General features: G+C 52.0%; 21 protein-coding genes. 11 read left to right on the plus strand and 10 right to left on the minus strand.

All coding sequences use genetic code 11. The features are described 5' to 3' along the window. The 5 genes from VFG09_14835 to VFG09_14855 form a co-directional block, all read left to right on the plus strand. Positions 1 to 477, plus strand: a 477-nt coding sequence (locus VFG09_14835) for a hypothetical protein (GenBank protein HET6516427.1), incomplete at its 5' end; no start/stop codon positions are given. A gap of 371 nt (positions 478 to 848) precedes the next feature. Further along, entirely contained in the window at positions 849 to 1,820 is a 972-nt protein-coding gene (locus VFG09_14840) for a hypothetical protein (GenBank protein HET6516428.1), read from the plus strand. 45 nt (positions 1,821 to 1,865) lie between these two features. Next, positions 1,866 to 2,342 (plus strand): universal stress protein, encoded by a 477-nt coding sequence (locus VFG09_14845; protein ID HET6516429.1) that lies wholly within the window; start codon positions 1,866 to 1,868, stop codon positions 2,340 to 2,342. A gap of 53 nt (positions 2,343 to 2,395) precedes the next feature. After that, positions 2,396 to 3,568, plus strand: a complete 1,173-nt coding sequence (gene cfa / locus VFG09_14850) for a cyclopropane fatty acyl phospholipid synthase (protein HET6516430.1) — start codon at positions 2,396 to 2,398, stop codon at positions 3,566 to 3,568. Positions 3,569 to 3,644: 76 nt separating this feature from the next. Continuing rightward, positions 3,645 to 4,526, plus strand: coding sequence for a histone deacetylase (locus VFG09_14855; protein ID HET6516431.1), 882 nt, complete (start codon positions 3,645 to 3,647; stop codon positions 4,524 to 4,526). Between the two features lie 47 nt (positions 4,527 to 4,573). Here VFG09_14855 and VFG09_14860 read toward each other — a convergent pair whose 3' ends face one another. Genes VFG09_14860 through VFG09_14870 form a run of 3 tightly spaced genes read right to left on the minus strand, consistent with a single transcriptional unit; the run spans position 4,574 to position 6,562 of the window. Next, positions 4,574 to 5,323: a hypothetical protein gene (locus VFG09_14860; protein HET6516432.1), complete on the minus strand. Its 750-nt coding sequence runs from the start codon at positions 5,321 to 5,323 to the stop codon at positions 4,574 to 4,576. Beyond that, positions 5,320 to 6,144 carry a SprT-like domain-containing protein gene (locus tag VFG09_14865; GenBank protein ID HET6516433.1) on the minus strand — a complete coding sequence of 275 codons (825 nt, stop codon included), beginning with the start codon at positions 6,142 to 6,144 and terminating at the stop codon, positions 5,320 to 5,322. The genes VFG09_14860 and VFG09_14865 overlap by 4 nt, the downstream gene beginning before the upstream one ends. A 37-nt stretch (positions 6,145 to 6,181) precedes the next feature. Continuing rightward, complete coding sequence (locus tag VFG09_14870; GenBank protein HET6516434.1) at positions 6,182 to 6,562, minus strand: hypothetical protein; 381 nt, start codon at positions 6,560 to 6,562, stop codon at positions 6,182 to 6,184. 164 nt (positions 6,563 to 6,726) lie between these two features. Here VFG09_14870 and VFG09_14875 point away from each other — a divergent pair, with 164 nt between their 5' ends. Then, positions 6,727 to 8,598 (plus strand): ASKHA domain-containing protein, encoded by a 1,872-nt coding sequence (locus VFG09_14875; protein HET6516435.1) that lies wholly within the window; start codon positions 6,727 to 6,729, stop codon positions 8,596 to 8,598. Positions 8,599 to 8,914: 316 nt separating this feature from the next. Here VFG09_14875 and VFG09_14880 read toward each other — a convergent pair whose 3' ends face one another. The 3 genes from VFG09_14880 to VFG09_14890 all read right to left on the minus strand — a co-directional run bounded on the left by VFG09_14880 (position 8,915) and on the right by VFG09_14890 (position 11,331). Then, entirely contained in the window at positions 8,915 to 9,253 is a 339-nt protein-coding gene (locus tag VFG09_14880; protein ID HET6516436.1) for a hypothetical protein, read from the minus strand. 17 nt (positions 9,254 to 9,270) lie between these two features. Then, entirely contained in the window at positions 9,271 to 10,125 is an 855-nt protein-coding gene (gene panC / locus VFG09_14885; GenBank protein ID HET6516437.1) for a pantoate--beta-alanine ligase, read from the minus strand. Positions 10,126 to 10,380: 255 nt separating this feature from the next. Then, positions 10,381 to 11,331, minus strand: a complete 951-nt coding sequence (locus VFG09_14890) for an RluA family pseudouridine synthase (GenBank protein ID HET6516438.1) — start codon at positions 11,329 to 11,331, stop codon at positions 10,381 to 10,383. A gap of 136 nt (positions 11,332 to 11,467) precedes the next feature. On the opposite strand from VFG09_14890, the gene VFG09_14895 reads away from it, so the two are divergent. Both VFG09_14895 and VFG09_14900 read left to right on the plus strand, forming a co-directional pair. After that, complete coding sequence (locus VFG09_14895) at positions 11,468 to 12,160, plus strand: TIGR04282 family arsenosugar biosynthesis glycosyltransferase (GenBank protein ID HET6516439.1); 693 nt, start codon at positions 11,468 to 11,470, stop codon at positions 12,158 to 12,160. Positions 12,161 to 12,179: 19 nt separating this feature from the next. Further along, positions 12,180 to 12,866 carry a TIGR04283 family arsenosugar biosynthesis glycosyltransferase gene (locus VFG09_14900; GenBank protein HET6516440.1) on the plus strand — a complete coding sequence of 229 codons (687 nt, stop codon included), beginning with the start codon at positions 12,180 to 12,182 and terminating at the stop codon, positions 12,864 to 12,866. Between the two features lie 186 nt (positions 12,867 to 13,052). Here the strand turns inward: VFG09_14900 and truD are convergent, their stop codons facing one another. Beyond that, positions 13,053 to 14,258: a tRNA pseudouridine(13) synthase TruD gene (gene truD / locus VFG09_14905; protein HET6516441.1), complete on the minus strand. Its 1,206-nt coding sequence runs from the start codon at positions 14,256 to 14,258 to the stop codon at positions 13,053 to 13,055. A 339-nt stretch (positions 14,259 to 14,597) separates the two neighbouring features. On the opposite strand from truD, the gene VFG09_14910 reads away from it, so the two are divergent. Further along, positions 14,598 to 14,777: a hypothetical protein gene (locus tag VFG09_14910; GenBank protein HET6516442.1), complete on the plus strand. Its 180-nt coding sequence runs from the start codon at positions 14,598 to 14,600 to the stop codon at positions 14,775 to 14,777. Between the two features lie 30 nt (positions 14,778 to 14,807). On the opposite strand, the gene fdhF is transcribed toward VFG09_14910, so the two are convergent. From fdhF to VFG09_14925, 3 genes are read right to left on the minus strand one after another with little or no spacing between them, the layout of a single operon-like run. After that, on the minus strand, positions 14,808 to 17,471 hold the full coding sequence (fdhF, locus tag VFG09_14915) for a formate dehydrogenase subunit alpha (protein ID HET6516443.1): 2,664 nt from the start codon (positions 17,469 to 17,471) through the stop codon (positions 14,808 to 14,810). 1 nt (position 17,472) lies between these two features. After that, entirely contained in the window at positions 17,473 to 19,269 is a 1,797-nt protein-coding gene (gene nuoF / locus VFG09_14920) for an NADH-quinone oxidoreductase subunit NuoF (protein ID HET6516444.1), read from the minus strand. Further along, positions 19,256 to 19,732 carry an NAD(P)H-dependent oxidoreductase subunit E gene (locus VFG09_14925; protein HET6516445.1) on the minus strand — a complete coding sequence of 159 codons (477 nt, stop codon included), beginning with the start codon at positions 19,730 to 19,732 and terminating at the stop codon, positions 19,256 to 19,258. Before VFG09_14925 ends, nuoF begins: the two co-directional genes overlap by 14 nt. A 328-nt stretch (positions 19,733 to 20,060) precedes the next feature. Between VFG09_14925 and VFG09_14930 the strand changes: the two genes are divergently transcribed. Together VFG09_14930 and VFG09_14935 are read left to right on the plus strand one after the other, a co-directional pair. After that, positions 20,061 to 20,552, plus strand: coding sequence for a YbaK/EbsC family protein (locus tag VFG09_14930; GenBank protein HET6516446.1), 492 nt, complete (start codon positions 20,061 to 20,063; stop codon positions 20,550 to 20,552). 183 nt (positions 20,553 to 20,735) lie between these two features. After that, the gene (locus tag VFG09_14935; protein HET6516447.1) at positions 20,736 to 21,146 is read left to right on the plus strand and encodes a CBS domain-containing protein; all 411 of its coding nucleotides are present in this window, start codon (positions 20,736 to 20,738) and stop codon (positions 21,144 to 21,146) included. Positions 21,147 to 21,392 lie beyond the last annotated feature (246 nt).

Consider the following 21,392-nt stretch of genomic DNA (forward strand, 5'->3'; position numbering starts at 1 on the left):
GCGGGACTGTTTCTTGTAGCTGCTCTTTCCCTTTCCTGTCCATCCTATGCTCAGATTGTTCAGTGTACCCATGGGCAGAGCGGTCATATCCAGGATACTTCTATAACGACGGTCCCCAGTTATTGGGGATGGGGATTAGATTTTATTCTCAACTCAGGAAACTCTGATTGGGTGCATTTTGCTGTCCCCACCGTCCTGTTTGAGAAAACCCGCTATCTTGCGATTAAATTTGCGACAGGAAGCGTTGATGCGATTGTGAATCAGGTCGACATCTGGAGTGGAAATACACTGGTTAAACAGTTCTTAAATCTCAATTGGACAACTTCAGGACCAAGCGATGCACAATGGAAGATCCTAGACCTGGGATCAGATGTGAATTTTGAGAGCATTGGCATTTCAGTCGGGATAGGCGCTGGGGTGGAAGCTATGAGCCACCGTTTCCTCTTTCATTCAGTGTGCGCCGAGTTCCATCCATAAAAGGACAGGAAAAGGAGACATTGTAGTCTCAGCCAAGAAAAAGATCTCTCGTGGTTAAACAGTGAAGTATTATGGGTGTGAGAGAATATGCTCATTCCATCTTGTGAGGCCGGCAGTGGTGGAGTGAATTTAACGACTCAGAGGACAAGGGCACAAATTGGCTCACGAAGATAGACTGGAAGCCCCTCTCAACCGCGATGATATTGCCGAATTGATTGTTGCAGCTTTGTTCGGATTGTCGAAAATAGGGTATTGGGACCCAAGAAATATCTAACCCTACGCTTGAGGGCAGCTAAAAATCGCGCTCCTCAAGCGTAGGGTCGTCCCTAGTGAACTGACGTGTCAAAGTAAGCGCATGATATAATATGCTTATGGAGTTTTCGGATGAAGGTCTCCGCGAACTAGCGTCGCAGTGGGTTGAGTCAGCGCGCCTCCCGAAGCTCTTCAAGATTTACAGCGACACTACCGATTATTACCGCATCGATTATGACGACGTAGTTCTTCTTGGAGATCGTCCGTACCTTGTGCGGAATAATGAGCGTGAAGGCCGCTTTGGCATTGACGAGCAGCAGAAGTTCTGGGTCAAGAGGGCCATCGATCTTCTGGACGGGTCACGGAAAATCATCAAACTTGTCTTTCACGAACGATTCAAGGCGAGGGTTGGGCCGCTCGTCTTCGACTGCACCCGCAGCCCCGCGAAGGAGACGAGGGTGCTCCAGTTGACAGGGACACATCCGAATTTCATGCATGGTTTTGGCGTGCAGGATGCGGTATCGAACAGGGTCCGGGTCATCGATTTCGTTTACGGCAAGAAGCTCTCTGATCTCATTGCGGGGATGGAGATGGAGCATTCTGTTTATTTTGAAGAGGTTTTCCCCGGTATCTTCGAAAGGTATCTGGATGCTTTGGAGGCGATCTGTTTCCTCCATAGCAACGGAGAATTACACGGCGACATCCGCCGCGACCATATCATCATTGACAGGGAGACGGGCGTGTTCCGTTGGATTGACTTTGATTTCATATACCACCACCATGAGAACAGGCTTGGGTACGACATCTTCGGCCTTGGGAACCTTCTCGCCTTTCTCGTCGGCAAGGGAGACGCAACAGTCCAGGAACTCCGGAGGGTGCGCCCGGATCTTTTTGCAAGAATTGGGAAAAGCGATCTCAACATCATCTTCCATAACCGGATCATGAATCTGAAAAAGATCTTCCCCCATATCCCCGACCGGCTCAACAGCGTGCTCATGCATTTTTCGGCAGAGACCGAGGTTTTTTATGACGATACCCGTCAATTCTACGATGACCTCAGGGAGGTCATGGGGTCCTTGACTCCTTCATGACGTCTGCTATAATACAGAAAAGAGTGCAGGGAGCATGTCAGCGACATGGCGCAGAGCAAGAGAATTCTCATCGCCGTTGACGAGTCTGAGAACTCCAGAAACGCCCTCCTCTACGTTGCCGATATTCTCGGCGGCTTTCCTGGCTTCATCATCATCCTCCTGAGCGTCATCTCAGTCCCTGAAGTCGATTTTTTCGATTCCGAAGAGGCACGAAAGGAATGGATCAGGGAGAAGCACGCCAGCCTCTCAGAGCTGCTCGAACGCTACCGGCAGGTTCTCATCCAGTCGGGCTTCCCGGACTCTTGCGTGCTGACGGATATCATCCTCACGAAGGACCGTCCGGTATCTTCTGTCATCCTCGAAAAGCAGGAGCAGTATGACGCCTGCACCCTCGTGGTGGGAAGACGGGGGGTATCTCGTCACGAGGAGTTTCTTTTCGGCAGTGTCTCGAGCAAGCTCATCCATATGGCGGCACGCTGCGCCGTATGGGTCATTGAACCCGTCTGCAAATCTCAGCTGTGAACCGGCATGGAGGACGCTGAAGAGATCATGGGGTAAGCACAGCAAAAGATCCCATCCGAACAATCCTGTCACACGCCGAAATTGTCGTCAACGGAGAGAATCCATGGGATATCAAGGTGAAGGATGACAGGTTATACGAGCGGGTCGCAAAGGGAGGGAGCCTGGGGCTCGGAGAGTCTTACATGGATGGATGGTGGGAATGTGAGAATATGGATGATTTTTTCTGCAGAATCATGCCCTGTAATCCGGAGGAAAAGTTAGGAAAGAATCTGCGTCTGCTCTTTTGTATCCTGCGTTCGGTAGTCCTGAATCCCGCAAGAAAATCACGGTCGTTTCAGGTGGGGGAACGGCATTACGACCTTGGCGATAATCTTTACAGGAACATGCTTGACAAGAGGATGATCTACAGCTGCGCTTACTGGAAAGATGCGATGAATCTTGATGATGCTCAGGAGGCAAAACTCGACCTCATCTGCAGGAAGCTGTCCCTCCGGCCTGGCGACAGAGTCCTCGATATCGGATGCGGCTGGGGAGGTTTCGCAAAATATGTCGCCGAGAAATACGGCGTTGAAGTTGTCGGTATCACGGTCTCGAAAAAGCAGGTCGCCCATGGAAGGAATTTGTGTGAGGGCTTACCCGTTGTGATCAGGCTCCAGGATTACCGAGACCTTGACGAAATGTTCGATCACATCATTTCTGTTGGTATGTTTGAGCATGTGGGATACAAGAATTACAGAAAATATATGGAAACTGTTCACCGGTGTCTGAAAGACAACGGTCTGTTCCTGTTACAGACCATAGGGAGATGCGAATCACGTACCGTAGCAGACCCGTGGTTTGACAGATACATCTCTCCGAACTCCTTTATCCCGTCAATGAAACAGGTATGTGCATCCGCTGAGGATTTGTTTGTGGTGGAGGATTGGCATAATTTCGGTGATGATTATGATAAGACCCTTGTTGCCTGGTTCAGCAACTTTAACAGGAATTGGGATGTATTGAAGAGTCGTTATGACGACCGGTTTTATCGCATGTGGAAATACTATCTCTTGAGCTGTGCGGGTTCCTTCCGTTCCCGCTATCTTCAGGTCTGGAGATCGTCCTCTCCAAGAAAGGGATTGCCGGAGGATACCGCTCAGTTCGATAATATCCCTGTTCTCGCCAGCCCGCGCGGGGAGACAGCAGAGAGCCATCACCTCTCGTCGGCGAGGGAGCCAAGAGGCTGATCGGCTGAATGCAGGCAATTTTTGGTATAATTGAACCTCTATGGAGCGCGTAGGGTTTCTGTACGATGACGCCTGTTTGGCTCATGAACCGCCGCAATGGCACCCGGAAAAGAAAGAACGGTTACTCCATATCCTGAATGCCTTAAGGACCTCGGGGCTCCTTGAGAAACTGGCTTGCATAAACCCGCGAAGGGCCTCTCTTGACGATGTCGGCCTCGTCCACACCGCTTCTTATATCGAAACGATCAGGAGTTTTACCGGAGAGTGTCTCGATCCGGACACCTATCTGTCGCCGGGCACCCTGTCGGCAGCACTTTATGCAGCAGGGTCTCTCATGGAGGCGGCAGAGAAATGTAAGACCGGCGAGATCAGGAGGGCCTTCTGCGCCGTCCGGCCCCCGGGCCATCATGCTGAGGCCGACAGGGGGATGGGGTTTTGCATCTTCAACAATATCGCCATCGGCGCACGGCACGCACAGAAGATCGGGTTCGCAAAGGTCTTTATCATCGACTTTGACGCCCATCATGGGAACGGTACACAGCAAATCTTTGATGAAAGCGATACCGTCTTCTTCTTCAGCACCCATCAATATCCCTACTACCCGGAAACCGGAAAAGACTCAGAACGAGGCAGGGGGAAAGGGGAAGGATATACCTATAATGTTCCGATTCTGAAAGGCTCGGGAAACAAAGATTATCTCTACATATATCAGGATATCCTTCCCGGCCTCGTCAGGAGGTTTGAGCCAGATATCATCTTTGTGTCTGCAGGCTATGACATCCATCTCCAGGACCCCCACGCGGACATCAGGGTTACGGGCGAGGGCATCCGGTGCATCGTTCAGAGCATCCTTCGGGCATATCACTGTCCTGTCATCTTTACCCTCGAAGGGGGCTATGACCTCCGTTCACTGGAGGAGTCCGTGATGATCACCATTGAAGAGATGCTGAAGAACTAATGCAGCCTCGTCAGCAAGTGACGGACCGCCGGAAGCCGGCGAGGGTCCTATTTCCCCAAATGGTGGAGCAGTTTGCCTAAGTACTTGTTCAGGAAATGGGACCTCTTCATAAAAGAGATCGGGGGCTGTCTTCTGATGCCGAGTTCTTTCAGCATCCTCCGGATTTCACGATTTTCACCGTCGATCGCCAGCCCCCTTTCTAAAGCCAGGATCGCATCCTTCTTGTTTCCTGAAGCAAGATGGGCCTTGCCGAGGTTAAGATAGAGGATAGGGAAAAAGAACTCTTCCCCGAAGGGGACTGTCTTCTTCAACATCGCTATCGCCTTGTTACATGCCGCTATTCCATCTTTGTACTTCTTATTCACCACGGCATCAAGATAGCCGTAATAGGAGAGAAGAAAGGGGTTATCGGGATGCTGCTCACGGGCATTACTAACGAGGACGAGGGCATCTTCTTTTCTTCCTCTCTTCATGAGGCCCCGTACCTCTTCAATGTAGTCAGAGGGCGTCTTCTCTGCCTTCAGCTTCTCCTCGCTGATAGCACGTACGGCTGATTCGTGCTGTTTCAGCATGAGCACGCGGACCTTTTCGTGCAAATCAGGGGCATTCATCATATCCCGGTAATCAATCTCTTTTGAAGAGATGACCCGGCCCCTCAGGTACACCCGCGTCACGATGGTGGGATTCCTGGCACCGCCTGCTTCCGACTGGATCAGATATGTCTCATCTCCGACAGGGACCTCAGAATTAAACTCGGAATCGTGGCTAGACCTTATCTTGATCCTGCGCTCCTTCATACGTTCATTATAGAAGAAAACCGCGGAGTGCATCTATCGGGTGCATCTATCGGCTTTACCGCAGGTTCCCTTCCTCTCTCCCAGGCGAGGGCCTCATCATAGTCCCTGAAGGCCTTTTCCCGGGTCCTGAATTCCTTTGAGTGAACAAGCCTTCTGCCATTTATCCTCACGATATCCATATCGGCATGGAGCATCTCATGGTAGACAACAAATCTGATAAGGGAGGCCGGAACTTCTTTCCTGTCGAGGACAGGGTTTATCCGTATGGTATTGGTATGTCGACTGTAGCTTCCGAGGGTCCTTCTCTTCACGGCACCGGGAGCATTTTTCGAGCCCCACGTGATAACGCAGGAGATCCTTTCTCCAAAATATTCGGCGTTCAGTGACCGGTATATTTCATCGAGGTCGTGGTACTTCCCGAGACTCTTGGTCTTGATCCTCAGCCGTCCCATCGCCAGATAGGAGCTGTTCTGTTCTGCAAACTTCCTTACGAGGGGAGTTGCCCCTTTTCGCCTCCCGATGAACGACGCTATCTCGTCGATAACGTCACTCCCCGAAGAGAGGAAGATCCTGTGAAGCCTGACGAAAAGCATATCATCCCTCTCCCTTATTGATATGAGGCTGCTTGAAGTGTCGATGATCGTGAGGGATACCCTGCTGCCCGCGACCCGTTCAAAGAGACGGCCGAGATAATAGGGGTCATATGCCAAGGACAGGGCCAGCTGCTCAGGTCTCTTCAAAGTTGTTGAGCGAGAAGGGGAATACCCCTCAGGGGGCGGACCTTCATGATCCTTCTCCTCCCTCATGAGAGCTGAAGACATCGAGCTCGTCCGGAGTTCTCATTCCTGAAAAGCGCGGTCATGATCCCTCTTCCCGCAGCCTTGCTCTGTTAAATTCCTTCAGGTGCGCGAAGACCTCTTCGTCAGAGAAGACCCCGATCTTAACGAGGGCCTCTCCAAAGAAGATGTAGGAATCTTCCTGTTCCTTCAGGAGATCATGAAGTTGCGTCAGTGTCAGGAGGTTTTCTCTCACCGCAATCTCACCGAATTTTTCGAGTGTCTCTTCCTGGATTGCCAGTATCCTCTCGATATCGTCCTTAGTCAAGAGAGTCTTGGCGAGGGCTATCTCACCAATCTTGCGGTTGTTTTTCCTCTGGATGAGCCGGGCCTTGATGATGTCCGTCTCACTGATGAGACCCTTGTCCACGAGAAATCTGCCGAATTTGAGAGCCTTGCTCATGCAATACTATAACCTTCTTCCCCTGATTTGAACAACCTTTGCCGATGGCGCGGTCTTTTACAATTCTTGTTTACGAGGAGAAGTGCCTGATAGTGTATAATGAAGTCTGTATCGGTTCTGTTGGGCTCGGATAGCCGTGGGAGAGGAGGAGAAGAAGCAGCAGGATGGAATTGAAGCTCACATCAGGGAAGGCCCTTACCATCTCAGGGGGAGAGAGTCTTTACGCTGCGCTGAAACGCCAGGGTGTATACCTTGTAGCATCATGCGGAGGCAAAGGCACATGCGGAAAATGCCGGCTCAAGGTCATCGAGGGTGACTGCGAGATCGTCTCATACGGAAAGATGTCCCTCACGGACAGGGACGCCGGTTATGTCCTCGCCTGCCAGACCTTTGCCCGTTCAGATGTCCATGTTGAGGTCCCCGAAGAATCAAGGCTCGTTGTGGGTGACAAGATCGCCATATCCAAGTCACGGGATTTCTTTGAACTTCTCCAGTCCTTTCATGCTCAGATCTCTCCCGTTGTCAGGAGGGAGATCCTCTCGATCCCTCCGCCTTCGATCCATGACAATATCAGCGACCTTGAGCGGCTGAAGAGGGAACTCGAAAAAAAGGGACTGCGGGGAATGCGCTTTTCTCATGGCTTTGTCGCTCCCCTCTCGAAGGCGCTCAGGGGCGCTGAATGGGAGATATCGATCGGATATACCGAGGGGCCTGAGGCGATCTTCGTGTCCTGCGCGGAATGCAAAGAGAAGTATGGCCTTGCAGTCGATATCGGCACGACCACCGTCGTCGTCTATCTTGTCGATCTCGTTGACGGGCGGGTCATCGATGTCGGCTCCACCTACAATTCCCAGATGAAATATGGCGACGATGTCATAACGAGAATAGTCCATGCGACCGAGGGAGGAGGACTCGATGAACTTCGAGATGCCGTTGTAGGCGACGTTAATGATATCCTCGACACTCTTGCCGAACGGCACAAGATAAACAGAGAGGACATCGAATCGATCGTCCTGGCAGGCAATACGACCATGTCGCAGCTCTTCTGGGGGCTTGATCCTGCGTCGATCCGCGAAGAGCCCTATGTCCCGACGGTGAACTTCTTCCCGAAATGGAAGGCCCAGATTGCAGGGATCAATGCCAATTCTCAGGCGCCTGTTTATACCGTTCCCTGTGTTGCGAGTTACGTCGGCGGAGACATTGTTGCCGGAGTCCTTGCGTCGAGGATGCATCGTAACCCCGAGATCGCTCTTTTTATGGATATCGGAACGAACGGAGAGATCGCCATCGGGAACAATGAATGGCTCATGACCGCTGCCTGCTCAGCCGGTCCCTGTTTCGAAGGGAGCGGCATAAAGCACGGCATGAGGGCCACTGAAGGCGCCATTGAGTCCATCAGGATAGATCCAGAAACGTATGAGCCCAAGATAGGGGTAATCGGGAATGCAAAGCCCGTCGGCATCTGCGGGTCGGGGATGATCGATGCCATATCCGAAATGTTCCTCGCCGGTGTCATAGACCAGAAGGGCAAGATACTGGAGGAACTGACGACCGACAGAATCCGTAGAGGGGACGAAGGAGTCGAGTTTGTATTCTCGAGGAGCGGTGACAGGGACGTCGTGCTCAGTGAGGTTGATATCGAAAACATCCTGAGGGCCAAGGCTGCGATATACGCCGGTGTCTCTCTCCTTTTAAAGGAGGTCGGTTTTGGCCTCGATGCCATCGAGCGGGTTTACATTGCCGGCGGATTCGGCAATTACCTCAATGTCGACAGGGCCATCATCCTCGGGATGTTGCCTGACGTACCGAAAGAAAAGTTTTCCTTCCTCGGAAACACGTCGGTCACCGGGGCCTATCTCTGTCTTCTCTCCGAAGAACTGAGAAGAGAAGCCGATGATATTGCCTCAAAGATGACCTATATGGAGCTCTCGGTATCACGGAACTTCATGGATGAATACATGTCAGCCCTCTTCCTGCCGCATACCGACATGGATCAATTCCCTACCGTGGAAGCGTTGCTGAGGAAGAGGCCTTAGCCCCTGTTACGCTCACAGGTCGTACAAGTCTGCTCTTCCAACCGGCGTTTCCAGGTGGTTTGATAAGCGTTGCAATCTACAGCACGGCAGACATGGATCGAAGCCCTGTATACGCGATGAGCTTCCCAACAATCAGGGACTCCGGGACCGCACCGAAAGTGATCTTCCGCGTTGAGCACGCAGCGGCAGTCTACAATAATCAAAGGTATCGAGATACAAGGCTTCTCGCCATGCCTGCCTTCCAGAACAAGATAGTCCTAAGCAATTGGAAGGTGAATTCCCCTCGACAGGGACAACGGAGAGCACGTGAGCGACGTCAGTGAAGGGGACCGGCAGAGAGCAGCTTTTCTACCTCTTCCTTGATAATCATCCTCGGGATGCCACCGTGTATCTTGGGGACACCGTTGATGAGGATGACAGGGGTATTGATTGCGCCCTGACTGAGGAGGTCTCTGATCTCGGGGAAATAGAGTTCGTCATCCAGAAAAAGGTCTATATATTCGACGGCCACAACGTTCGGATAACAGTAATTCATCTCCTTGCGAAGCTCATCGGCAAGGATTTTGTTCTTTATCGGCTCCTCAAATTCCTCTGCGTCAAGGATAACTCCTTCTATGGGGTTGTCCAGTATCTGTATATGGACTCTTTGCAGCATCTCTCTATCCCTCCGGATCACCTGCCGGGCGTCACAAGCATATTATCGATAAGCCTCGTATTCCCTATCCTCACAGCAAGTGCAAGCAGTGCTTCTCCTTCTATCCGCTCGATCTCATCCAGTGTTTCAGTACTATACACAGAACAGTACTGGACCTCTGATATGACTTGTTCCGACGTGAGTTGCTCCATCATAAGCTTCTTTAGGACCTCCACTTCTATTATACCAGACTTGACGGCTTCAGATCCTTGGAGGAGAGACCGGTAAATGACTGATGCGGCGTTCCTTTCTTTCCGGGTGAGATAGGAATTCCGGGAACTCATGGCGAGCCCGTTCTCCTCGCGGAGTGAGGGGCAAACCACAATCTCCGTCCCCATATCAAGGTCTTTCACGAGTCTTCTGATAATCACCGTTTGCTGGAAATCCTTCTGGCCGAAATAGGTCCTGATCGGGCTGACGATATTGAGCAGTTTCGTGACGACCGTGGCCACTCCTCTGAAGTGGCCTGGCCGGTAAGCACCGCAGAGTCTTTCAGACAAGCCCCGAACATCGACGTAGGTCGAGAATCCACGGGGATACATGAGAGCGTCATCGGGCAGAAAAAGGACATCCACGTCTTCTCTCTTAAGCTTTTCCATATCGCCTTCCAGGTCTCTTGGGTATTTTGAAAGATCCTCTGACGGGCCAAACTGTACAGGGTTGATATAAATGCTCACAACCGCGACGGCATTCTCTTCCCTCGCCATTCTGACAAGGCTGAGATGGCCTTCGTGAAGCGCACCCATCGTCGGCACGAGGCCGACTGTTCTGCCGTGAAGAAGATGGCCTCTTGAAGTTTCCTGCATTACCCTGGGTATCCGGATGATTTCCATGTCCCTACCTCACCGGAGATCGTGAAATGATTCGACCATGCGCTATACGGTATCCAAAGACCAGGGCCTTTGTCAAATTATGGATCCCTCGCCGATCAGGGAGTGACTGACAATTTCCCAGGGAGGGAAGAAGGGAAGAGAGGGTCTCCCCCTCCGGGGCAATCGTGAGAAGCTCATAAAATAAATAAACGGATAGGGCAGTTCGAAAGGCCCATCGCGCCATCTGCCTTCGCGGGACAATGACAGGAAATGCACTCAAAACATATGTAAAGAAGCGTCGGCCGCACTACCTAAGGACTCCAGGACCGCCGTCATGTCTTCAGGCAGAGGGCTCGAAAATTCCATATATTCTTCGGTAAAGGGGTGACGAAATCCGAGCATCGCTGCGTGGAGCATCTGACGGGGGACCGCAATCTTCTTCTTTCCTATTTCGATCTCTGTCCTTCTTCCATAGATCCTGTCACCGATGAGCGGATGGCCCGCTGATGCAAAATGAACCCTTATCTGATGCGTCCTCCCCGTTCCTAAAAGGACCTCCAGGAGGGTTGCACAACCGTACCTTTTTAGGACCTTCCAGCGCGTAATCGCCTCTTTGCCCCTCCTTGTCTTCGTAGACATTTTCTTCCTGTCTGACGTTGAACGGCCTATAGGAAAAACGATTTCACCCTCTTCCTTCAGAGCCCCATAAACGAGGGCTGTGTATCTCCGGCGCGTCGCCCTTCGCCTGAACTGTTCAACAAGATCATAGTATGCCCTGTCATCGAGGGCGACGACCATGACCCCCGAGGTGTCCTTATCAAGCCTGTGGACAACGCCGGGCCTCAGGGGCCCTCCGACCGATGCAAGGTTCCCGCAGTAATAGGCAATGGCATTCATAAGGGTTCCACGATCATGGCCTGCCGCGGGATAGACGACCATCCCGGCAGGCTTGTTGACTACCACGATGCTCTCATCCTTGTAAAGAATCTCCAGGGCGAGCGGCTCTGGAATGAGACCTTTGGTCTCCTTTTCGGGCATGCGGACAGAAACCAGATCATAGGCCCTCACCTTATAGTTCGTGCTGCCGGGCCTTTCATTGATGAGAATATGTCCTCCTTCTATGAGCTTCTGCACCTGGGAGCGCGTGATCCCGGTCCTGGAAGCGAGAAACGTATCAACTCTCTGCCCTGCTTCTAAAGGCCGAACGATGATATCCTTCTTCTCCATGATAAATGGTACATGAGTGAAGAAGATTTTTCCACGGTCCTAGATTGTATCCGTCTACTCTTTCAAATTTGGAGTTGCTTTTAATCTGATTCATCGGTGTAAACTTGATGATAGCATGGTTATGAGATGAGGAACCTTGGATACCATTCATGATCTCTCTCTTCTCCTGTTCATAAAGTCTCCTGAAAAAGGGAGCGTCAAGTCCAGGCTGGCAGCTTCTGTCGGTGAAGAGACGGCTCTCGAGGTCTATAAGAATTTTGTCCTCGACCTTGTTGCTGCCCTTCAGAAGGGCACCCTCACTCTTCGGATATATTTTTCTCCCGAAGGATCGAAAGAGACGATCGAGAACTGGCTTCCACGCTCCGTCTGCATCGCCCAGGAAGGGAAGGACCTGGGCGAGAGGATGGAGAATGCCTTTCTCCGGTCCTTTTCATCAGGATTTCAGAGGGCATTGCTCATCGGCAGCGACATTCCCGATCTTCCCGTTGCGATAATCGATGAAGCCGCTTTCTCATTGGAAGAGAGCGACGCCGTTATCGGACCGTCTTCCGACGGGGGGTATTACTTAATCGGATTTAGGAATGCAACATTTCTTCCTGACGTCTTTCATGGAATTCGATGGGGCACCGCGTCGGTGTTTAGAAGCACCATGGAGGTTTTCGAGCGTTCGTGCTACAGGGTTCATGTGCTGCCTCTATGGCATGATGTGGATACCGTCGACGACCTGAGATCACTCTTCACAAGGAATCGCAGCACCGGGTTCAGAGACTCCAGGACCATGGCATATCTCATGGAGAACAGGCAGAGGATCTTCTCAGGGTCCTTATGAGCATCGAGGCAAAGGCACAATGAAACAGGGGATTTCGATCATTGTTCCCGTTTGGCATGAGGCATCGATCATTCATGAGGCGGTCTCTGCGATCTTATCCTTACCATACAAGGGAGATCGGGAGGTGATTGTCGTTGACGGAAGCCCTCACGGAGAAACCATAGAGGCCATACGAAATCCTGGCGTGAAGACAGCCCTTGCTGAAAAGGGCCGCTCGAAACAGATGAACAAAGGCGCCGCTCTTGCGAGCGGAGAGATCCTGTTCTTCGTGCATGTAGATACGGAACTCCCTGAAGGAGCGCTCAACGCCCTTTCATCGGTTATGGGGCAAGTGGGGGTTGTGGCAGGGGCCTTTGATTTAGGTATACGGTCAGAGAGGCCTGTCTTCAGGATCATAGAAAAGGCGGCGTCACTGCGGTCCAGAATCACTCGAATCCCTTATGGTGACCAGGCGATATTTGTGATGAGAGATTACTTCCGTGCCATGGCGGGATTCAGGGAAATACCCTTGATGGAAGACCTGGACTTCATGAAAAGGATCAGGAAGGCGGGAGATAAAATCGTCATTATCCCCGAAAAAGTTATGACCTCTCCGAGGAGATGGGAAAAGGAAGGTATCCTCTATTGCACGCTGAGGAACTGGACGTTAAGAACGCTCTACCTCCTCGGCATCCCTCCCGAAACGTTAGCAAAGCTTTATCCCTAGTGTAATGCGGCCAACGCTTCTTTACATATGTCTTGAGTGCATTTCCTGTCATTCCCGCGAAGGAGGGAATCCAGGTTCCCTTGCTTTCCAAAGAAAATGGATTCCCGATTACTACCTCGGGAATGACGTGCAAAGAACTTTGCGACCTTTCTAAGGTAAAGGGATTTCTGACTCACTACACTAGGATCACTTCCCGATGGTGGGTTCGGGATATCTGCTGAAGAGCCTCTTTATGAGCATGGTCGCATAGCTCCCTCTCGGCAGGATGAATTTCAGGACCAACTCTATCCTCCCAGGATATACTTCATCTTCAGCTATCTCAGCAGAGAGATATTGTGGAAGTACAATCGCCTTTCGTGCAGTCGCTCTGAAGAATGCCTGCCTGATTCTCCTGTTATTGAACTGAGGGGGTCGTACCCCGTTCTCCTTCAGGACCTCGGAGTAAAGGGACCCCGTCAAAGTGTCAGGCATGGTGAGTCTCGAAGCCGGCGTCGGGATCTCCAGCCCCTGGAAATATTCGAGGTTCTCTCTGTCCAGAGAGTCATAAAAGAGATAGTCACCGACAACCCCGGGATATGCGAGCAAAGGACTTTCTGTCCTTGTTCGCAGAACTCTTCTCAGAAGTTCATTCCAGAGGAACGATTGGTATGCCGAGAAAAAGAGAGACATTTCCTCGCGTGGTATTTTCTGAAGAGGATGGATAAAGTCCTTCGGCTTTTCCATAAGAAGACTGAATGACCTTTCCTCGGTTTCTGATTTGGCCCTTTCAAGGCATCCTCTCCAGTCACTCCAGGCATCAAGGAGGAATCTCTTCCGCTCCTTTTCCTCTCCCCTATCTTCAGGACGGATATGAGTCAGGTATATCTTCAAGGCACCATTATAGTGACCCCTGAGTATCTTCTCTGCGATAAATCCCTGTCTCCGATCAAAGCTCCCGAATCGCTGGTCATCATAATGGTTCGGAAAGCCCATCGTCTTCACACCTTCCAGGGACGCCAATGCTGATTGCACTTCGCCCCGTGACAGATCCCGCACAACAATGGTAAACCTGTTCCCCCTTATAAGATCGGGCCCCATGGGCCTGTTTGCCTGTCCGAGGAACTGAAGAGAATACTCGTCGCGCCTCACCTCAAAATGTCCTGGCCCTCTTACCACTGCCTTGGAGAACTTTATCGTTACATGCTGCCTTGTGAGCGCGTGCCTATCTTTCTTGCCGCCATAGGAAAGATCTTTGAAAGGAATATCGAACTCCCTGGAAAGTCTCTTCAGGAGGTCAATGGTATTCCATCCCCTCTTCTCGTGCAGATAGAGACCGTAATCGCCCTCTTTCAGCAGAGTGACATCTGCGATCTCTTCGACGATAAAATCTTCAGACTTAACCTTAATCTTCATAACGATTCATGAAAGGATCGCCCTTATGCGGGCAAGCTAAAGAGCTTTGGCTTCCGCGCAAGAATTGCTGAACGAGTGAATCTATCTTAACAGAAAGGGAATGTCAGACAACACACTGAAAGGCTTACTGTCTGATGTTGTAACAGATGACCTCCAGCCAGCAGCAATCGAGGGACTCTGTGCTATAATAGTGATGGGAAACTTTTCAGTTTCCCGGTGCTACCCGCCTCCCCCTCCATAAAGGCGGGTAGCATCCCCCTCCCCTTTGCCAAGAGTAATCTCCATTACACTAAGTATATGAATACGTGTCGCCTTGAGATCAACAAGAGAGGTGAAACAATGAATGAAGAGCATGAGAAACTGGTCAGGACTACAGTCTACATCGAGGAAGAAATCCTTGAAGAGCTCGGGAACGTGGCAAAGGAGTATTCAAGGGAAACGGGTCAGAAGTGGTCCAGAGGGGGCGTCATCAGAGTCGCCTTGAGTGAGTTCTTCTCGAGAAGGGGAAAGATCCTCTGAGGAGGCCAAAGGTCACTTCTCGTTCTTTTCTCATTTCTCAACGGCTACAGCGCAGACCTTGAGCTCAGGGATCTTCACCTGAGGGTCAAGGGCATCATTTGTTATCACGTTGGCCGCGGCCTCTCCGTAATGCATCGGAATAAATACGGTGCCTTCTGAAACCCGGTTCGTCAGACGCACCTTAATCTCTATCTGTCCCCGTCTTGATTTGATCTTGACCAGCTGGCCATCCTGAACGTTCAGCATCTTCCCGTCAGCCGGATTGAGTTCGACATAGGCCTCGCCTGCATGCTTCTCTATCGGCTTGACCCTTCTCGTCATTGATCCCGAGTGGTACTGGAAGAGATTCCTGCCTGTGGTAAGGATGAAGGGATACTCTCCGTCCGTTACCTCAGCGGGGGGAGTAAACTTCACCGGAACGAAGGGGACCCTGGCCTTCGGAAATCCGTCTTTGTAAAGATAGGGTGTTCCCGGGTGGTCAACGGAAGGACAGGGCCATGCAATTCCCTCTTTTTCGATCCTCCGGTAGTTGATCCCCGCCATGGCAGGCCAGAGTCGGCCATACTCCGCGAGCACCTCTTCAGGCGAACGATACTCCATCGGGTAGCCGAGACGTCGCGAAACATCCGTGATGATCGAGAAGTCTTCCCTTGCCTGTCCCGGCGGCTCAACAGCCTTTCTTACCCTCTGGACCTTTCTTTCGGTGTTTGAGAAGGTCCCGTCCTTTTCTGCAAAACACGATGCAGGCAGAACAACATCGGCCAGTTTTGCCGTCTCTGTCATGAATATGTCCTGAACCACGAGAAGATCGAGACGCTCCAGGGCCTTGACCGTGTGGTGCATGTTTGGATCAGTGATGATGGGATTCTCGCCCATAATATACATCGCCCTGAGCGTGCCATCGGCAGCAGCGTTCATCATCTCCGTTGCGGTCAAACCAGGTTTCGGGGAGAGCTTGATGCCCCATGCCTTCTCGAACTTCTCCTGGATCTCCGGGAGATCGACCCTCTGATACCCCGGATAGAAATTCGGCAGGCTTGCCGCGTCAGACGCGCCCTGGACATTGTTCTGTCCTCTCAGGGGGTTGATGCCGGTGAACTCCCTTCCGACATTGCCCGTGAGGGTCACAAGATTTGCCACGGCCTTGACGTTGTTTGTGCCGCAAGTGTGCTGCGTTATCCCCATGGTGTAAAAGATCCCCGCACGGCGTGACGTGCCGTACATCCGTGCAGCCTTTATGATATCGTCTTTCGGCACGCCGGTGATCATCTCGGCATGCTCAGGGGTAAATTCCTCAACAGACCTTTTCCATTCCTCAAAACCTTCGGTCTTTTCAGCAATGAACCGGTCGTTCTGAAGGCCTTCCTTCAGAATCACGTGGGCAAGACTATTGAGGAGGGCAATGTCGGTCCCCGGCTTCATCTTCAGGAAGATCTCGGCGAACTTGACCATGGGAACCTTTCTCGGATCGGCGACGATGATCTTTGCACCCTTCCGGTATGCCTTGATCATCCTATTGGCGACGACGGGGTGACTCTCCTTGGTGTTTGACCCGATGATGAAGATGACTTCCATGCCTTCAATCTCTCGGACCGAATTCGTCATCGCCCCTGAACCGAAAATCGCGGCCAGCCCGGCCACGGTTGGGGCGTGTCAGAGACGGGCGCAGTGATCGACGTTGTTTGTGCCGACCGCAGCGCGCATGAATTTCTGGAAGAGGTAGTTCTCCTCATTTGTACAGCGGGCCGATGAAAGACCGCCGATCGAGTCGGGACCATGCTCGGATTTGATCTCGTTCAGCCTCGTGCCAATATAATCATAGGCCTCATCCCACGATACTTCTTCGAACTGTCCATTCTTCTTTATCAGCGGAGTCTTCAGCCGTTCAGGGTTGTTCACGAACTTGTACCCGAACCTGCCCTTCACGCAGAGCCAACCCTCGTTCCAGGTCTCTTCCTTCGAGGTGACCCTGATGATCTCGTTACCCCTCACACGGAGGGTAATGTTACAGCCTGTGCCGCAGTAAGAGCAGACCGTGTCCACCTCTTTCACGTCAATATGCCTGCCCTTCTGCGTCCAGAGCTTTCCGGTAAGCGCTCCTGTCGGGCAGACGGATACACACTGTCCGCAGAATTCGCAATCGAGGTTCCTTTCGAAGGCCGTGCAGATCTTGGACTTGAACCCCCGGTAACCGAAATCGATCGCCTCCACGCCCTGAACCTCGTCGCAGACCTTCACGCATCTCCCGCACATGATGCATTTTTCGAGGTCCCGTCTGATAAAAGGATTCCTGTCTCCCGTCTTGTAAGTCCTTCTCTCTCCCTCGAACCGGTTCTCTCTGATGCCGTAGGAATAGGCGAGTTCCTGGAGTCTGCAGTCGCCGGCGCCTTCGCAGACCATGCAGTCATTCGGGTGGTCGGAAAGGATCAGTTCGAGGACCGTCTTTCTCAAAGCCTGGATATTAGCATTCGACGTAATGACTTCCATTCCCTCGCTCACCGGTGTGGTACAGGAAGTCACCGGCCTCAGGATACCCTTCACCTCAACGATGCAGAGCCTGCAGCCCCCAAAGGGCGAAAGCTTCGGATGATGACAGAGCGTCGGTATCGAGATGTTATATTTCCTCGCCGCATCGAGGATCGTCATCTCCTCGGCTGCCTCTACGCTCTTACCGTCTATCGTCAACCTTACCATATCATTCTCTCCCTACCGCTTTGAACTTACAGACGTCAAAACACGCCCCGCATTTAATGCAGAGATCAGGGGCTATCTTGTGAGGCTTCTTCTTTTCGCCTGCTATGGCGCCGGCAGGGCAGGCCCGCTTGCAGGCGCCGCAGCCGGTGCATACTTCTTCGAGGATATGGTAGATGAGAAGGTCCTTGCACACCTTTGCCGGACACTTCTTGTCCCTGACATGGGCCTCGTATTCCTCTCTGAAATACTTCAGGGTGCTCAGGATCGGGTTCGGCGCGGTCTGGCCGAGACCGCAGAGGGAAGCGGCTTTCACATCAGAACTGAGTTTCTCGAGGAGTTCAAGGTCACCCTCTTTTCCAAGGCCCTTTGTGACCCTGTCGAGTATTTCGTAGAGTCTCTTGGTGCCGATTCTGCAGGGCACACATTTTCCGCATGATTCGGCCTGGGTGAACTCGAGGAAGAACTTCGCGATATTGACCATGCAGTCATCCTCATCGAGGACGACCATTCCTCCAGACCCGATAATGGAGCCGACCCTTGCCAGAGAATCAAAATCAACGGGCGTGTCGAGCAGTTCAGCGGGAATGCAGCCGCCCGAGGGGCCACCCGTCTGGACAGCCTTGAACTTCTTGTCCCTGATTATACCGCCGCCGATATCATAGATGATCTCTCCGAGCCTTATCCCCATCGGGACCTCTATGAGCCCCGTATTCTTGACCTTGCCGGTAAGAGCAAAGACCTTCGTTCCCTTGCTCTTTTCCGTGCCTATAGACGCGTACCAGGAGGCCCCGTTTCGTATGATGTACGGAATGTTCGAGAGTGTCTCGACGTTGTTGATGACCGTCGGTCTTCCCCACAAGCCTTTGTAAACAGGGAACGGCGGCTTTGCCCTCGGCATCCCCCTCTGGCCCTCGATTGATGCAATGAGGGCGGTCTCTTCACCGCAGACAAAGGCCCCTGCCCCGAGCTTTATCCGCAAATCAAAGTCGAAGCCTGAGCTGAAAAGGTTCTTCCCAAGATGGCCCCTTTCATGGGCCTGGGCCATCGCTAATTTCAACCTCTCGACAGCAGCAGGGTATTCTGCCCTGATATAGACATATCCAAGGCTCGATCCGATCGCATAAGCCGCGATCATCATCCCTTCAATCACGGAGTGGGGGTTACCCTCAATAATCGACCTGTCCATGAACGCACCCGGGTCACCTTCGTCCGCATTGCAGACGATATACTTCACGTCGCCTGCCGCTTTTCTACAGGCATCCCACTTGACTCCCGTCGGGAAGCCGGCGCCGCCCCTCCCCCTTATTCCCGAGGCCTTAATCTCTTCAATCACCTTCTCCGGGCTCATTTCAGACAGAATCCTCTTTATCGCGCTGTAGCCTCCGGCATTAATGTAGGCCTGGATATCTTCGGGGTCTATGGTCCCGCAATCCTTGAGAAGGATCTTCAACTGTTTCTCATGGAAGGCGTAATAGCTGTCGTCGATGAGCCATTCTGTAACAGGCTGGCCCTTGATCAGGTGCTCTTCAACGATCCTCTTTGCGATGTCGGGTTTTATCCCCTGATAGGTCACGCTCTTGTCGCCGTCAACCACGTCAACGAGAACATCCCTCGCGCAGAAACCCCTGCACCCAACCTTCTGATAGTGGCAGGTGAAATCAAGTTCTATATCAACGCAGAAATCGCTGATCGCCTTCTTGAAGGCCTCGATGACCTCCTTGCCTCCGGCAGCGAGACCGCCGGTCCCGATGCAGACCCTGACGACTACCTTTTTCCGGGTCTCTTCAGTTTGCTGCACCTGACCCCTCCTTCTTCAGCTGCTTTATAATCTTCGACGTACCATCCGCGGTCATCTCAGCATAGGCCCTGTTATTGATGAGAACCACCGGGGCGATGCTGCACGCACCGACGCACCTCACAATCTCGAAGGTAAATTTGCCGTCTTCCGTTGTCTCTCCTTCCGAAGCCAGTCCGAGGTCGCGCTGAACGCGCTCGGCAATCTTGCTTCCCCCTTTCACGTGGCAGGCCGTACCGCAGCAGATGGAGATGACGTGCTTTCCCCGTGGCTTGAGATGGAACTGGGAGTAGAAGGTAACGACACCGTAGAAATGGCTCGGGGCGATATCAAGTTCTTCAGAAAAATAATCGACCGCCTCCTTGGGGATGTAGCCCAATACCTCCTGCGTGTCCTGAAGGAGGGATATGATATTGCCTTTGTTCTCCCGGTGTTTTCTTACGATTTCTTCGAGCGCGCTTTTCATAACTGAACCTTATGGATTCACCATTATAGTTTATTGTTTCTCTTCTCGCAACCCATTTGGAACGCGGAGCGGGACTGATAAGCGAAATATCTGGCCGGCGCAGAACTCCCGCGCCGGGGCTTTCCCGGCAGCAGGTGGTCTCCGTATTCTCCGCCGTTCCGAGTTTCAGAACAGCCGGCGCTTTAATCTAACACAGAAAAATATCCCGAATCAACGAGCAGGATCAAAGCCTGGACCAAAGCGGATTGTCCTGTCGTCTTGTTCGAGGGGGGCATTTTTTTTCTTCAAATGATAAGATAGGAACTTAAGAACAGATGCGAGGTGCGGCATGAGTGAAGACGTCCCCCCTGTCACGCCGGCGGTAAGCGTCTTGCAGGCAGCCGGGGTTCACTATACAGACCATCCCTACGTCTATGAAGAAAGATGGGGCACGGCCGCCTGTGCGAGGGAACTCAATATAGATGAGCACTCGGTGGTGAAGACGATCGTTCTTGAGGCAGACGGAGCTCCCCTGATCGTTCTCATGCACGGCGATATGAGGGCATCGGTAAAGGAACTCGCCCGGATCATTGGAGCGAAGAGCATTACACCGTGTACACCTGAGGCTGCTGAACAGTTTACCGGTTATCAGGTGGGAGGCACCTCTCCCTTCGGTATGCGCATGGAAATGCCCGTATATATGGAAGAGACGATCCTCAATCTCAGGAAAATCTACATCAATGGCGGCAAGAGGGGGTATCTCGTGGGCATGGACCCCTACGATGCAATAAGGATTCTCAACCCGACTCTTGTGAGGGTTGGTGCAGCGCGCAGCACCTGAACAGTCCGGATTACCGGGGGTTCCCCGGGACAAGGCCCGGACCGGAGATGCTGAAGACCATTCACTCCTCTGCCTGCGATAAATTAATAATATTAATAGTCTTATAGTTGCGTTGCAAGATGCTTTTCCCCTGTGCTACATTGTGGACAGCCTGGAGGAGGGGAATTCGAAAGGAGAGCGGAAATGACGCTAAAGGAACTCTTAGAGTCAAAGCCCTCGAAAATGATCACCTGCAAGACAACCTGTCTCGTCGCCGATGCGGTGACCGTCATGGACGGCCACAACGTCGGTTCCATACTCGTCTTTGACGACAACAGCAGACTCGCAGGCATCTTCACCGAAAGGGATATCATGCACTGCTTCGCAAAAAACATCGACTTTAAACAGGAGCCGATCGCAAAGGTCATGACCCATAATCCACTCACCCTCGAAGCATCAACGGACATCAACGTTGCCATCACCGTCATGTCTGAGAGGAAATTCAGGCATCTGCCCGTCACAGAGGATGGGAAGATCGTCGGCGTGGTCTCATACAGACACATCGTTTCCCATCTCCTGCCCGATATCATCTACATGGCAGATGATATCTGTTAAACATACTACCCGCTGAGTACAGGAGAAAAGATGACGGTCCTGATCACTCCTTGTCATTTGCAGACTCTCTTTCCTTGTACTTTTCTTGTATACCGCAACATCGTCAAGGTAGCGTAAAATCTTCTGTGTAAAATTCTTGAAGTAAGAAAATAAAGGGTGTATTCTCCATTGTTCCGACCAAAGAACAAAAAAAGGAGGATACACCCATGCCAGTAAAGGAACTGACGAATTTAAAGGTAACAGATT

Source organism: Thermodesulfovibrionales bacterium (assembly GCA_035686305.1).
Classification (GTDB): Bacteria; Nitrospirota; Thermodesulfovibrionia; order Thermodesulfovibrionales; family UBA9159; genus DASRZP01.

What these genes read in the sequence shown, in the direction of transcription:
- VFG09_14840 (HET6516428.1), top strand. Translation starts at nt 849, where the DNA reads ATGGAGTTTTCGGATGAAGGTCTCCGCGAACTAGCGTCGCAGTGGGTT.
- VFG09_14845 (HET6516429.1), top strand. Translation starts at nt 1,866, where the DNA reads ATGGCGCAGAGCAAGAGAATTCTCATCGCCGTTGACGAGTCTGAGAAC.
- VFG09_14860 (HET6516432.1), bottom strand. Translation starts at nt 5,323, where the DNA reads ATGAAGGAGCGCAGGATCAAGATAAGGTCTAGCCACGATTCCGAGTTT.
- VFG09_14865 (HET6516433.1), bottom strand. Translation starts at nt 6,144, where the DNA reads ATGTCTTCAGCTCTCATGAGGGAGGAGAAGGATCATGAAGGTCCGCCC.
- VFG09_14870 (HET6516434.1), bottom strand. Translation starts at nt 6,562, where the DNA reads ATGAGCAAGGCTCTCAAATTCGGCAGATTTCTCGTGGACAAGGGTCTC.
- VFG09_14875 (HET6516435.1), top strand. Translation starts at nt 6,727, where the DNA reads ATGGAATTGAAGCTCACATCAGGGAAGGCCCTTACCATCTCAGGGGGA.
- VFG09_14880 (HET6516436.1), bottom strand. Translation starts at nt 9,253, where the DNA reads ATGCTGCAAAGAGTCCATATACAGATACTGGACAACCCCATAGAAGGA.
- panC (HET6516437.1), bottom strand. Translation starts at nt 10,125, where the DNA reads ATGGAAATCATCCGGATACCCAGGGTAATGCAGGAAACTTCAAGAGGC.
- VFG09_14890 (HET6516438.1), bottom strand. Translation starts at nt 11,331, where the DNA reads ATGGAGAAGAAGGATATCATCGTTCGGCCTTTAGAAGCAGGGCAGAGA.
- VFG09_14900 (HET6516440.1), top strand. Translation starts at nt 12,180, where the DNA reads ATGAAACAGGGGATTTCGATCATTGTTCCCGTTTGGCATGAGGCATCG.
- truD (HET6516441.1), bottom strand. Translation starts at nt 14,258, where the DNA reads ATGAAGATTAAGGTTAAGTCTGAAGATTTTATCGTCGAAGAGATCGCA.
- VFG09_14910 (HET6516442.1), top strand. Translation starts at nt 14,598, where the DNA reads ATGAATGAAGAGCATGAGAAACTGGTCAGGACTACAGTCTACATCGAG.
- VFG09_14925 (HET6516445.1), bottom strand. Translation starts at nt 19,732, where the DNA reads ATGAAAAGCGCGCTCGAAGAAATCGTAAGAAAACACCGGGAGAACAAA.
- VFG09_14930 (HET6516446.1), top strand. Translation starts at nt 20,061, where the DNA reads ATGAGTGAAGACGTCCCCCCTGTCACGCCGGCGGTAAGCGTCTTGCAG.
- VFG09_14935 (HET6516447.1), top strand. Translation starts at nt 20,736, where the DNA reads ATGACGCTAAAGGAACTCTTAGAGTCAAAGCCCTCGAAAATGATCACC.